General features: G+C 43.3%; 9 protein-coding genes. 2 read left to right on the top strand and 7 right to left on the bottom strand.

Translation table 11 applies throughout. The features are described from left to right. Window positions 1-42: 42 nt before the first annotated feature. The 4 genes from trpCF to VRHSUH09_RS02485 all read right to left on the bottom strand — a co-directional run bounded on the left by trpCF (window position 43) and on the right by VRHSUH09_RS02485 (window position 5,103). Entirely contained in the window at window positions 43-1,524 is a 1,482-nt protein-coding gene (trpCF, locus tag VRHSUH09_RS02500) for a bifunctional indole-3-glycerol-phosphate synthase TrpC/phosphoribosylanthranilate isomerase TrpF (RefSeq protein ID WP_105081283.1), read from the bottom strand. A gap of 3 nt (window positions 1,525-1,527) precedes the next feature. Beyond that, window positions 1,528-2,538, bottom strand: a complete 1,011-nt coding sequence (gene trpD / locus VRHSUH09_RS02495; protein WP_054748216.1) for an anthranilate phosphoribosyltransferase — start codon at window positions 2,536-2,538, stop codon at window positions 1,528-1,530. Window positions 2,539-3,067: 529 nt separating this feature from the next. Beyond that, complete coding sequence (locus VRHSUH09_RS02490; protein WP_008603169.1) at window positions 3,068-3,634, bottom strand: anthranilate synthase component II; 567 nt, start codon at window positions 3,632-3,634, stop codon at window positions 3,068-3,070. Next, window positions 3,634-5,103: an anthranilate synthase component I family protein gene (locus VRHSUH09_RS02485; protein ID WP_105081282.1), complete on the bottom strand. Its 1,470-nt coding sequence runs from the start codon at window positions 5,101-5,103 to the stop codon at window positions 3,634-3,636. Before VRHSUH09_RS02485 ends, VRHSUH09_RS02490 begins: the two co-directional genes overlap by 1 nt. A gap of 589 nt (window positions 5,104-5,692) precedes the next feature. On the opposite strand from VRHSUH09_RS02485, the gene VRHSUH09_RS02480 reads away from it, so the two are divergent. Together VRHSUH09_RS02480 and VRHSUH09_RS02475 are read left to right on the top strand one after the other, a co-directional pair. Further along, window positions 5,693-7,921, top strand: coding sequence for an SEL1-like repeat protein (locus VRHSUH09_RS02480; protein ID WP_105081281.1), 2,229 nt, complete (start codon window positions 5,693-5,695; stop codon window positions 7,919-7,921). A 12-nt stretch (window positions 7,922-7,933) separates the two neighbouring features. Further along, window positions 7,934-9,112, top strand: a complete 1,179-nt coding sequence (locus VRHSUH09_RS02475; RefSeq protein WP_004697911.1) for an MFS transporter — start codon at window positions 7,934-7,936, stop codon at window positions 9,110-9,112. 203 nt (window positions 9,113-9,315) lie between these two features. Here the strand turns inward: VRHSUH09_RS02475 and VRHSUH09_RS02470 are convergent, their stop codons facing one another. From VRHSUH09_RS02470 to VRHSUH09_RS02460, 3 genes are read right to left on the bottom strand one after another with little or no spacing between them, the layout of a single operon-like run. Continuing rightward, on the bottom strand, window positions 9,316-10,737 hold the full coding sequence (locus VRHSUH09_RS02470; protein ID WP_008603176.1) for an anion permease: 1,422 nt from the start codon (window positions 10,735-10,737) through the stop codon (window positions 9,316-9,318). Between the two features lie 2 nt (window positions 10,738-10,739). After that, window positions 10,740-11,879, bottom strand: a complete 1,140-nt coding sequence (locus VRHSUH09_RS02465) for a 2-methylaconitate cis-trans isomerase PrpF family protein (protein WP_105081280.1) — start codon at window positions 11,877-11,879, stop codon at window positions 10,740-10,742. 24 nt (window positions 11,880-11,903) lie between these two features. After that, window positions 11,904-14,201, bottom strand: a complete 2,298-nt coding sequence (locus VRHSUH09_RS02460; RefSeq protein ID WP_038124618.1) for a hydratase — start codon at window positions 14,199-14,201, stop codon at window positions 11,904-11,906. Window positions 14,202-14,251: the final 50 nt, after the last annotated feature.

Genomic DNA, 14,251 nt, shown 5'->3' with positions numbered 1-14,251 from the left:
ATAACTTACCTTTCTATATATCATTCCTGCTAATGTGCCATGTTATGACAGGGCTACTGTTCTTACGATGTTGGTGAAAGCTTTCATCTTTTCATCGTCTTTCACGCCATTTGTTTCAATGCCGCTGCTAATATCGATACCATAAGGGCGAACCGTACGGATGGCACGGGCCACATTGGTACTATCGATACCACCTGCGAGCATAAATGGTCGTTCAAACTCATCTAAGGATGACCAGTCGAATACTTCGCCTGTGCCGCCCCGTTCGTCTTTGTGGTATGCATCAAATAAAAGCATATCGGCACTGCTATCAATCCATTTTTCTGCATCTGCAGCATTACGGACTTGAACAGCTTTCCAAACCTCTACATTAGACTGTTCTTTTAATATTTGGATGAAAGACTCATCTTCATCGCCATGAAGTTGAATCACATCAAGTTTGACTTCTTCAGCAATCTTAAGTAGGTTTTCTACCGTTTCGTTTACGAATACGCCTATTGTTTTGATTGTTTCAGAATTAGTAGGTTCTAAACTTGTTAATACAGCAGTATGTTCTGTCCTAGAATTATACCGTACTGCATATTGTTTATGTAGTTCTTCCACTAGTGTCTTAGCTTGCTCTACAGTCACTTGCCGTTTGCTCGGTGCAAATACAAGGCCCATGTAGTATGGCTTTGCGTCTACAATAGCCGGAATTGTTTCTACTTTAGAGATGCCACACATCTTAACCTTTGGCGTATAATATGTGGGACCATAGAGATATGCCAACTTTTCAACCTTATTGGGAGAACGCATGAAAGTTTCGCCCATCAAGGCTACGCCGATATTGTTATCCCGCAACACTTGGATATCCTCTGGCGTTTCTAGACCGCTTTCAGATACGAAAATCACATCGTCTTCAACGAGATTGCGCAAGCGCACACTATTTTGTACGTCTACCGTGAAGTCTTTCAAATTACGGTTATTAACACCAATAATGCGTGCCCCACAATCGATGGCCATTTGTACTTCTTTTTCGTCATGAGCCTCTACTAAGGAGGATAAGCCAAGAGAGTCGGCTAACTCACGGAACTTGGTCAATGTTGGTACATCGAGGCATGCACAGATTAATAGGATTGCACTAGCGCCCCATACCTTCGCTTGGTAGATTTGGTATTCATCGATGATAAAGTCCTTACGAAGGACAGGGATTTTGACAGTGCTTGCAATTTCTTGGAGATATTTTTTATCACCTTTAAAGAAGTCTGGCTCTGTCAGTACAGAGATGGCTGCTGCCCCAGCTACTTCATATTCTTTAGCGATATCTAAATATGGGAAATGCTCAGCGATAATGCCCTTTGAAGGAGACGCTTTCTTTACTTCACAAATGAAGTTAAAGTCTTGCTGACGAAGGGCTGCTTCAAAAGGAAATCCTGTATCAGATGGTAATGCCAAAGCCGCTGCTTTCACAGCCTCAGGCGTTTCCACCTCTTTTTCTTGGGCTACCCGAATTTTGGTAGCCTCTATAATCTTATCTAAAATCAATGATTATACCTCTTGGGTTGCTTTCACAAACTGTTCCATTGTAGCAAGCGCCTTGCCAGAGTCGATCATATGTTTCGCCTCTTCAATGCCCTCTGCCAATGTAAGGCCCTCTTTAGCGAGGTAAATGGCCATGCCCGCGTTGAGGAGAACCGCCGTGCGTTTACCGCCTTGCTCACCACCGAGAACGCGGCGAGTAATCTCAGCATTTACCGTAGCATCGCCACCTTCAAGCTCAGTTTTATCAGCGTATTCGAAACCATAGTCCTTAGGATCGAATTCGTAGCTTGTGAAAGTGCCATTATTAATTTCGCATACATACGTTTTATTGGTAGCCGTAATTTCATCAAGACCGTCGAAGCCATGTACTACAGCACCGCGTTTAACGCCAAGGTTAGCCAATACACGAGCCAATGGTTCTACTAAAGATTTATCGTACACGCCCATCAACTCTACTGTAGCACCTGCTGGATTTGCCAAAGGTCCGAGGATGTTGAATACTGTACGAACGCCTAATGACTTACGTACAGGACCAGCATATTTCATAGCTTGGTGGTATACAGGAGCAAACATGAAGCACATATTGGCTTTATTGAGAACTGCCTCATTTTGTTCTCCATTAAGCTCTAATTTAGCGCCTAATGCTTCAATCAAGTCAGCAGCGCCACATTTACTGGATACACTGCGGTTACCATGTTTTGCTACAGGAATTCCTGCAGCAGAAATGATAAAGCCAGACGTAGTAGAAATGTTGAACGTATTCGCTTCGTCGCCACCAGTACCTACGATTTCCACAACAGTACCTTCATGAGGCACAGAACCTGCTTTCTCGCGCATAACCTCAGCGAACGCCGTAACCTCATCTACAGTAGGGCCTTTCGCCGCAAGAGCGCACAAGAAACCAGCCATAGGAACCTCGGATACCTCGCCGCTCATAATCTTGTTCATTGTATCTTTAGCAAGGTCGTAGGATAAATCTTGACCATGCGTTACTGCATATAATGCGTCTTTAATCATTTTATATCTCCTTTTGAGGATATCTATTAAATTGATACCATATCTACCTAGTCGGTACCGATTGGGTCATGCCCTCAGCCTCCAAGAGGCCACCCCCCGCTATGCGGGGCGCCAAGTCGGCTTCGTACATAACCCAATCGCACCTATCAGCTAAAAATCATACCAATTTAATAGACATCCCTCAAACAAACTATTATCAAATGATCCTGCGCATTATATGGAGTAACGCACAGGTCATTCCTTTATAGGGGGTAGGAAAGGTGGTGCATAGCACCACCTTTTTCTTATATTAGGGATTCTGGTTCGTATATTTCTTTAGAAAAATATAGTTGCTGTTTGATATATGTATTGTAGAGGGGCTATTATAGGTATTGCCAAGATTATGTTGGCAGGAAATAAGGTCTTAAGGAACGACTTGGCGGCCCCACGTAGTGGGGTGGTAGCCACTTGGAGTTCCGAGAGACCTTATTTCCGCCCTATCGTTCTAGAACCTAGGAATGGCCCATCGATACATAAATTAGACTATAGTTTATTTTTCTAAGAAATTGCGAATCATTTGTTCCCCGTTTGGTGTCATGATGGATTCCGGATGGAATTGCACGCCGTAGATTGGGTAGTCTTTGTGTTCTACGCTCATTACTTCGCCGTCGTCTGTAACGGATGTAACGATAAGTTCGCTTGGGATTGTTTCGTCTACAATCGCCAAGGAGTGGTAGCGTGCCACTTCGAATTGTTCTGGTACGCCTTTAAGGATTTTGGATGGGTGTACTTGTTTGGCTACGCTTTGTTTACCGTGCATCACTTGTTTTGCGTAAGATACGGTGCCACCGAATACTTCGCCGATGGCTTGGTGACCAAGGCATACGCCGAGGATTGGGAATTCACCTTTGCATTCGCGCAATAGGTCTTCGTATACGCCCGCATCAGCTGGTCTGCCAGGTCCTGGTGAAAGTATCACATAGTCTGGTTTCAAAGCTCGGATTTCTTCAACTGTTAATTCATCGCTACGGATGACTTTAATATCTGGATCGATAGAGCCTACTAATTGGTATAAATTAAAGGAGAAGCTATCGTAATTATCTATAAGGAGTACCATTATTCTACCTCCTGTGCATCTGTAATTGCGGAAATCATGGATTGGCCTTTCATCAAAGTTTCGTTATATTCACTAGCAGGAACACTATCTCGAACGATACCTGCACCAGCGCGAACATAGACCTTACCACCTTTATTCATAGCCATTCGGATGCCGATACATACGTCCATGTTACCGGAGAAATCGATATAACCTACAGCGCCGCCGTATACACCACGCGGGCTTTTTTCAAGTTCATGTAAAATCTCGATGGCACGAATCTTAGGAGCCCCGGACAATGTACCAGCTGGCAATGTAGCACCGATAGCATCGAGTGCATCTTTACCGTCTTGAATGTCACCGCTTACAGTAGATGTAATGTGAATGACATGGGAGAAACGTTGCAACATGTGTAACGCCTCTACTTTTACGGAACCAAATTTAGAAATTTTACCTAAGTCGTTACGGCCAAGGTCAACGAGCATGTTATGTTCAGCCAACTCTTTTTCGTCATTGATGAGTTTTTCCTCAATAGCGAGGTCCTCTGCTTCGTTTTTACCGCGGCGCATAGTGCCTGCAATTGGGAAGGTATACATTTTGCCGTCCGTCAATTTTACCAATGTTTCTGGAGAGGCACCTGTAAGCTCTACATCGCCACCAGATAAGTAGAACATATATGGAGATGGATTCAACGTACGCAATACGCGGTATGCATTTAATAAGCTACCTTCAAACTCAGCTTCACGACGGTTAGATACAACACATTGGAAGATATCCCCTTCCTTGATGTAGTGCTGTGTCTTTTTAACAACTGCTTCAAACTCGTCCTTTGTAAACTCAGAGGTAAACTCTGTTTTAAGAATGCCTTTTGGAATGTCCGCCTCTTTACCATTTACTACGAGATCAGCTAATGCTTTAAGTTCAAGCTCAGCCTTGTTGTAGTTGCGTTCTAAATCGTTTGTACTGATGTTAGCAATTAAGTAGATTTTATTTTTGTAATGGTCAAAGGCGATTACCTTATCAAAGAGCATAAGGTCTACATCGTTTACCATCGCAGAGTCATCATCTGGCGTTGGGAAATCGAGAGTAGGCTCGATGTAGCGGATATATTCACAAGCAAAGTACCCTACAAAGCCACCTGTAAAGGTTGGTAATTCTTCTAAGCGAGGGCTTTTGTATTGGCTCAAAACATTGCGAATTTCTGCAGCTGGGTCAGAGCATTCAAAGGTACGCGTTGTACCGTCTTTGATAGTCATTTGATGATTTTTGCAGAAGAGCTCAATCTTAGGATCGTATCCCAAGAAGGAGTAACGGCCCCAATGATTACTATTATCCGCACTTTCAAGCAAGTACGTATGACTGCTCACTTGTTTTAATGCTTTCAACACACTAATCGGTGTGCGTACGTCGGATAAAATTTCCATATATACAGGCACGATATCGTAGCCCGGTGCGATAGCTTTCACACGGTCAAGACTAGGGAAAATCATGAGAACCTCCATCTGGCGTTTGCCAATAAAAAAACTCGCCCATGACAATGTAACGTCAAGGACGAGTCTATAGTTCTATTTTTACAAGAGTATTAGAAAATACTTGTATTATGCTATAAATCGCGGTACCACCTTGTTTGAATGCAACGCATTCCCCTTTCGCAGGATACTAACATATCCCTCACGACTAACGCTCGTGTGACGTCGCACCATACTAGGAATGAAATTCATTCTTTTCCATGCGCCCTCGGTGGTCCATTTAATAAGCTGCGTACTACGGGTTCTCAGCTAATCCCGCTCTCTGTGAGTGCATTTCCTATTTTTATCTCCACCTCATCGGTTTCTTTTAGGCGAGTATAAAATTATAATCTGATTATAATGTTTCTATAGAATGAAAGTCAAGAAAAATCTCAACTTTCACCTTATCCTTACATTTGTTCATCACCTAATACCCATATATAATCCAATTACTGATTTCTCTAGTCCCTCCAAATTCAGAATATTTATATTGTGTTCCTCTAAACACTAATAGTATACTGAAACTACATATGTTATCAGCTTCTACTGATTATTATGCGGAGGAGAGAGCATGAGTTTTTATTTTACTGATCAAATACAGCAGTCTTTCAATAAAATATTCCATCAATGTAATAAAGATATCGCTTGGGAGGGTAAGGCTGAGCTTGACGCCCTTGTGAAACTTGACGAGGAAGGCCAAAAGATTCCTGGTATTGGCGATGTGTATGCTATTTTGGCGCGCGTCTATTCTGGCCCTCAGTTCACCTGGATTGAAGCAGGTTTTCCTGAGGATGACACAAAGGCGTATAGTTATTTACATACGGCTATTCGCAAAGGCAGTGCCATCGCTATTTTACAGGCTATGCGTACCTCTGGTGCCCTTACACCAACTATTGAAAAAGAATTGCCTATGACAAAGGACCAAGCCTTCCAGCGCGTCTATGAAGGCGCCCAAAAGGGTTGTTCTTACTGCGCCTACGCCATTGCCAATGTATTCCAATGGGGGGATTACCACATCTTACCATCGGCTCAAAAGGTGGCTAATGAAGGTGAACCATCTACCTTTGTCCGTTTCTTAAAAGGCTTGTTTGCCCAAGCAGATCAACGTAGATTCGCAAATAAAATAACGGCCATTGCTCAGCAATGGTTGCGTAAATCCGCCGAAGCAGGCCTTGTTATTGCATACCGCAACTTGCGCATTACCTATGTAGAGCAAAATAATAGTAACATGGAAGAACAAGTCATTTTTGAAGGGGCTGCAGCAGGTTTGCCTCTCATGATGTATTTAGCTGGCGATATTTGTAAGTCTCGCGGGGAGCATGAACGAGCGCTCGAATATTTTGAGCGCGGTGCCGCCATGAATAATGGCATGTGTTTGCGTGAAGCTGCCGAGTACTATGCAAAACCTTGTGAGTCTAACAAAAGAATCCCTCAGAATATTCAAAAGGCCCTCAGATACTACGAGCGTGCTGCTATAAGCCCAGATTATTTAGACTTTAACGACCACGCTTATGCTACAATGCAAGCCATCATTCTTCGCACCTTGAATGTCGATGGTCAGTCCCAAGACTGGTCTCGCATCGCTCACTTATTACAACAGCCAGCTATTTACACTCTCGATGCTATTTGGCCGTATCTAGCTTATGTATTTACTTTCAAAAAAGGTAATACCCCTGCTATAAGAACCGCCATAGAGTGCGTCAATCAGGCTAGTAAATGTTTCGATAGATACGGTAGTTATGACTATGCGGACCATCTATGGCAACTAGCAGCCGGCTATTGCTACGAAATTGGTGCCATTACAAAAGAACCCGATTTAGACCAAGCCGTTACGTTCTACGAGCATGCTCGTGAAAGCATCAATCGTCTCAACACAAGAAACGATAATTGGTTAGGCACTGGTGAGCCGTTGGCAATTCCTGACGAAGCATCTGAGCGATTAGAAGCCTTTGAACTCGTTGATGGACATTATCAGTACAAAGAAGGGATAACGCAATCTTCTACAACGTGTAATCCTATGCCACCTGCATGGCCTCAAAACTCCGTAGATGTATTAGAAATTTTCGAGGACTCTACTACTGGTTGGCGTACCAATAAATACGACTGGCCGTTCATCGAACGCGAATGGGATACACAAAAATACCTCAGTTTTATCATCTACGATAATCGCCAATCCATAGAAAACGTAATTTACGATGTATACAGTATCGTTATGTTCCACAATGAAGATAAGAACACTTGTAATATCTATTTATACGGCTACAGCGAGGATCCTGCGGAATGTGATGAAACCTTGGAGCCTACGATATATGAAATAAGAGACTTTAAGGAGATGTCTATTTCTGAAGGTCTCCGTTTAATTAAAGAATTCTATGATCATGCTACATTGCCTGTGATTGATGAAAGCTGGGAGAAACAGTACAAAAATACTACGCCACCTCGAGAATATGTATTAACTTGCGACAACGATATTTTCTACCTCAATCAATATGAACTTTCCAATCAAATGATTAAGGATGCCTTAGAAGGCGTAGCCAATGGCACGTACGATATCATTGCGGTTCGCCCATCCAACCTCGACGATCCGGGTATTAGCTACTTCATCGAGCGCGGAAAAGGTAAAAACTTACACATTCGCCTCTATATCACTACAGAAGACGACATAGGAGACGAGATCGTATATGGCTTTGAACGGGATTCTAGCAACTTAACCTCTATTAACTACTGGATTCAAGAATCTATAACAAGCAATAAACTGCCGGACTTAAGCGATTGGGAAGAAGTTAAAAAGAAAGACTAAAGGAGGGATACTTTGGAAACGTGGAAACGAACGGTGTACATTTGCGCATTCTGCATATTCTTCATGTCCCTCGGGGTTAGTCAGGTAAGCCCTATTCTTCCTCTATACTTCCATGAAATGGGCTTAAGCGATACAGGATCGATAGCACAATGGTCCGGTGCCTCCATGGGCATCACCTTCCTCATTGTCTGCTTAGCAGCTCCCTTCTGGGGCCGATTAGCAGACCGTAAGGGACGTAAGATTACCCTCATACGCTCTAGTCTTGGTATGGCTATATGTAGTATATTATTGGGCTTTCAGACTACACCAGAAGGTGTGTTCCTCGTTCGTACATTGCAAGGGTTAGTAAGCGGTTTTTACCCCGCATCGGTAACACTTATCGCGTCAGAAACACCGCAAAACCATACAGGTTGGGCTCTAGGGATTATAGGATCCTTTAGCCTTGCAGGCTCACTAGCCGGTCCGCTTGTAGGAGGGTATCTCAGTGATGTAGTAGGTATTCGAAATGACTTCTTTATCATCGGGGCCCTTATGCTTATCTCTTTTGGCTTGACGGCAATGCTGGTACATGAAAACTATGTTCCAAAGCCACTTGTTGAGAAGCAAACCTTTAGAAATCTAAAAACTCACTTACCTGAGTTTTCTAGTTTAGTCGCTTTATCTGCAACCTCCTTCCTGTATGCCATTTCGGTTACCGCCATCTCCCCCATTATGACGGTTTACATTAAAGGAATGCTACCAAGCAATACGGAAAATATAGCCTTTATTTCTGGTGCTGTGTTCTCTGCCATGGGTATCGCCCAATTCTTTAGTAGCTCTCCACTCGGGAAATTAGTAGACCGTATAGGCCCTAGAAAGGTGCTCATCTACTCGATGATCTATGTAGGTCTACTCAATATACCGCAAGCCTATGTGGACTCTGTGTATGTACTTGGGTTTATCCGTTTCTTGCAAGGTTTTGGGCTAGGTGGTATGTTACCTGCGCTCAATACCTATTTAGCATCAAAAACACCTAAGGAATATACGGGACAAATATTCTCGTACAATCAGTCTTGTTTGTCTATGGGTTACTTTCTAGGCTCCTTTGGTGGTTCCATTGTAGCCGCTCAATTTGGCTTCACAACCCTTTTCTGGGCATGTAGCCTTACCTTTATCGGCGCTGCACTATGGGTTGCGTTAAAACTAAAGTAATGCCGTAATACAACGAAAATAGTGCAAATGCATTAAAGAAACTATATAAACAAATAAAAAGAGCTGTTCTCAGAACTCAGATGTGTGTGTACTGATTCCGAAACAGCTCTTTTATTATGTTGTTTGTAAAAGTATAGAAACTTTCACTATCTAGGGGATGATCATTCTATATGTATAGAATAACTATTGTCTCTAGTTAGGTATTATAGGATACCAAGAATTTCCCACCATGCGTAGCCCACTGTAAGGTTTACGATGAAGCACATGATAGCGAAGATACCACCGATAATCCACCAGCTTTTAACTGTGTTGTAACCAGCACCGAATACGATTGGAGCCGCTGCACCGCCGTAGTGAGTCAACGCACCACCGTAGGAGTTTGTAGCAGCTAGTAACAAGGACAACGCCATTGGGTTTACACCCGCTACTTTACCTACAGTAAGAAATACTGGAAGCATTGCAACTACATACGCACTACCAGAAGCGAACAAGTAACGAACAGCGATACTGATAGCGCCGATGATAATAAGAGCCAACATCGGGTTGTCGCCGAAGTTGAAGTGTGTCCCCATAAAGTCAGCTAACCATTCAAAGAATTTAACCTTGGACAACGCACTGGACATACCGATGATACCACCGAACCAGATCAATGTGTTCCAAGCACCTTTGGATTCAAGCATATCTTCCCATTTGATTACGCCTGTTACAAGCGCTGCTACCATGGCTACGATAGCTACTGCTGTTGCATCAAGGGAGAATTTAATGCCAAAGCCTTGCGTCAAGATGGAAGGCAACGCCCAGCCAACTAAGGCAAGAATAAAGATAGCAATAAGAGATTTCTCGCGACCAGACATAGGTCCAAGTTCTTTCAAACCTTCATCAGCAATCGCATGAGAGTCGATGTGTTGAATAGATGGTTTGTCTAAGTAGTATACCAAAGCAGGTGTAATGAGAAGCATTACAAGACCTGGTACTACGAGTGCTAATGCCCAAAGGCCCCAGTTAATATCTACACCGAGGATTTTGTTCATGTAGTCAGCAGCCAATAAGTTTGGTGCCATTGCTGTAGCGAACATCAAGCTTGTTACCTTAGTTACCATGTATGTGTTAACCATGAGGTAAGAACCAGCTTTTTTAGCGCTTTCACCAGGCTCAGAACCTAACGCTTTTGCTACAGAGTTCATGATTGGGAACACGATACCGCCACAACGTGCTGTGTTGGAAGGTGTTACTGGGGAAATAATAAGATCTAATAAAGCAGTTACATAGCCAAGACGCAATGTAGTGTGACCTAAGGATTTAATCAATAGGTACGCAATACGACGGCCAAGGCCTGTTTTTACGAACGCCACACTGAGGGAGAACGCAGAGAATACTAACCATACTGTGGTAGATGCATAACCAGACAATACGTTTTTCGTAGCATTCAAGAAAATTGCAGAACCTGCAATAGATAATAACAAGATAATTGGTGCTGGCCAAGGTTTAACAACAAGACCAACGATAGCCATTAAATAGAAACCTAGCAGTCGCCAAGCTCCAACGCTCAAACCTTCTGGTGGTGTAATGAACCACATTGCCAGAGGAATGGCAAACATAATTGCAATTTTAAGTAGCTTATTCATTCTTACTCTCCTTTTACATAAGCTATGCCTTTCATGATCGGTCGCGCTGTTCTAGCGACGCCCGCCTTCTCCACATGCCAACCCTTATCTTTGGTTAAACATATTTCGAAATCAAATTTCCCTGATGGATGCGCTAAAGTAACTTGATTCGTTTCTTTAGCACGTTCGCTCACTACTTCGTTCGCCACAGTCCCCGTAATAAGCGCTGCTGTAGCTGTACAAATACCACCTGTAACAGCATACGCTTTATGCATTACAGCGAGTGCCTTTGTACGAGCCACGATGTCTATACTATTCCCCTTGATAGTTCGACCATCGCTTGCCACATAGGTTTGTGGTGCGGACACCATGCATACCTTTGGAACTGCAGGACTAGCAGCCTCTTTAGATGGAGCAAATCCCATCATTACAGCTGCAGTAGTGCGAATATCTTCAAGTGTATTGAGTAATACACCGCCATCCGTTTCTGTGAAAGCCGGTAACTCCGTGCCTTCATAACCAAGGTCTGTAGCCTTTACAAATACAGCTGGATTAGCTGCATCTACGAGACTGACTTGGATTGTGCGACCATCAGACAATGTAATTGTGTCTTGTACATTGCCTGTTGGTAGTAGCTTACCTGTCTTAGAACCGCCAGGCTCCAAGAAATATAATGTAATACGAGCACCTGTACCAGGTACGCCATCGATAGCAAAATCACCGTCAATAACAGGTTTGCCTTCTTGGACTGGCACGTGCGCTTCAATAACCTTATTTGTATTTGTGTTAAAGATACGAACCACTGTTTCTGGTTCTACTGCTTTCACAAAGCCTTCCATAATAGCAAATACCCCTGCACCAGCAGAAATATTGCCACAATTACCTTCGTAATCTACCACCGCATCAGCGATACCGACATAGCCAAAGGTGTAGTCGATATCCGCATCATCGCGGTCAGAAGGGTTTACGATAGCCACCTTGCTCGTCAATGGATCAGCACCACCGATACCATTAATTTGACGCGCATCAGGAGAGCCATATAAATCTAAAATCATACGATCCCGAGCAGCTTGGTCAGTTGGAAGCGTATCTTTTAACAGATACGCCCCTTTGCTAGTACCGCCGCGCATATAGGTAACAGGAATTTCTTTATACCCGTTCATAACTTACTCCTTTATGCTCACCACTTACGCTTTGCTATTTGCATAGTAGTTGATGAGACAACCTGCTGCGATAATATCTTTTTCTTCATCGCTAAGGTGACCTAAGTGCAATGTGATTTCTGCTTTCTTCACGCCACCGCTGATAACATATGCTTTGTAATCATCGGAGTCAGAGAATAATTGGTCACGCACATTTGGCACATAAACATAATCGCCTACTGCCATAGTTTTGGAGTCTTCTTCGCTAGTTAGGAACGGTAGCATGCCCCAGTTAATAACATTGCTGCGATAACGTTTTGTAGCATATTCAATAGCAATATTAGCACCGCCACCCAATACGCGTTGACAGGATGCTGCTTGCTCACGTGCGGAGCCATCGCCAGGGCGATTAGCATATACCATACTAGAAACGGCTGTAGACTTAGCCATATCTTCTACGGATTCTGTAAGACCAAGCGCTTGTTTTACCTCTTCATATGCAGTTACTAAATCCGCTGCGCTTTCACCTTCTTGACGAGATTTTTCCCAATCACGAACGGCTTTAGCACGACCTACATATTCAGGAACCTTACGGCTCAAGGCAAATTCAGACAATGCATATGGGTCAGAGCGGTAGGAAGATGTTTCGCCAGACGGAATCAACTCATCTGTAGTTGTTACAGGATCATCGATATAAGCTACTACTTTGAGCAATACATTTGGCGTCAATTCTTCGATAGAAGGCCATGGTTTAATGGATGGGCCATACACAAGTTCAGTATCTTTATTCGGTTCATTGAAACCACTATATACCTTGCTTTCATAAGGTTTATCATCATAGTGGTAAGCTGGCACCACATCATCATATTCGATATCAGTAGCCGCCGTCAATGCACCACCGTTAATAGCCGTAGCTGCTACGGAACGGGAGTCAAGAAGTGCAACGGAAGAAATCTGACCATTCCCTGGTTTAGAACCTTCACGATTCGGGAAGTTACGTGTCGCATGACGACCACTGAGTCCCGTATTATTAGGTGTATCGCCTGCGCCGAAGCAAGGGCCACAGAAGGCTGTACGCACGATGGCACCAGCGCTCATAAGGTCTACAAGGGCACCATTTTTCATAAGTTCTAAGTAAATTGGCTGGCTAGAAGGATATACGCTGAATGCAAAACGGCCGGAGCCTACGCTCTTACCGCGTACGATATTTGCGGCTTGCATAATATTTTCATACAAACCACCAGAACAACCTACGATGATACCTTGATCTAAGTGTAATTTGCCGTCGAAGTGTTTTTCAGGCAATTGCAAGGACAAGGATTTATTATCTAATTGCTCCACTGCTTGACGTTCGATTTCTGCGAGTAAATCGCGACCGCCTTCATTAATTTCTTTAATAGTATATACATTACTTGGATGGAATGGCATAGCAATCATGCTTTCCACTTCGCCAAGATTAACCTTTACAAGGCCATCATAGTAAGCCACATCTCCAGGGTTAAGCTCTTTGTACGCATCACCGCGACCATGAAGTGTTAAGAACTCTTTCGTATTGCTATCTGTTCTCCAGATTGTTGTAAGGCATGTAGTCTCTGTAGTCATTACATCGATGCCGTTACGGAAGTCCATGGATAAGTGTTCAATACCAGGGCCTACAAATTCCATTACTTTATTTTTTACAAAGCCATTTTTAAATACAGCTTTTTCAATAGCCAGAGCCACGTCTTGTGGACCTACGCCGTGTTTAGGTTTGCCATCGAGATAAATTGCGATAACCTCTGGACGTTGTACATCGTAGGTGCGACCGAGCAATTGTTTTACAAGCTCTGGACCGCCTTCACCAATCGCCATCGTACCAAGCGCACCATAACGAGTATGGCTGTCGGAACCGAGGATCATTTTGCCGCAACCTGCCATTGTTTCACGCATATATTGGTGAATAACTGCAAGATGAGGAGGTACATAGACGCCGCCGAAGCGTTGTACTGCAGATAAGCCAAATACATGGTCGTCTTCGTTAATTGTGCCCCCTACAGCGGCTAAACTGTTATGGCAGTTTGTCAAAATGTAAGGGATTGGGAATTTATCTAGACCACTAGCAATAGCCGTTTGAATAATACCAACATAGGTAATATCGTGAGATGTTAAAGCATCAAATTTGATGCGTAAATCTTGATCGCCTTCATGTTGTTGGTGGTCCATTAAAATACGGTACGCCATCGTTTCCTTATAGGCGCGCTCTTTATTAAAAACTTCTTGCTGATCAAGGGCTGCACTAGAATCTGCAGGAACGATATCCGTACCGTGATATAAAAATACACCATTTGAAATTAACTCAACCATGACTTGCTCCTTTATTACTTTCAGGCATGTGTAAACCTTTACAAACACTA

The sequence above is a fragment of the Veillonella rogosae JCM 15642 genome, assembly GCF_002959775.1.
Lineage (GTDB): Bacteria > Bacillota > Negativicutes > Veillonellales > Veillonellaceae > Veillonella > Veillonella rogosae.
The sequence above is the reverse complement of the archived record's forward strand: the minus strand, read 5'-3'. Positions and strand labels throughout refer to the sequence as shown.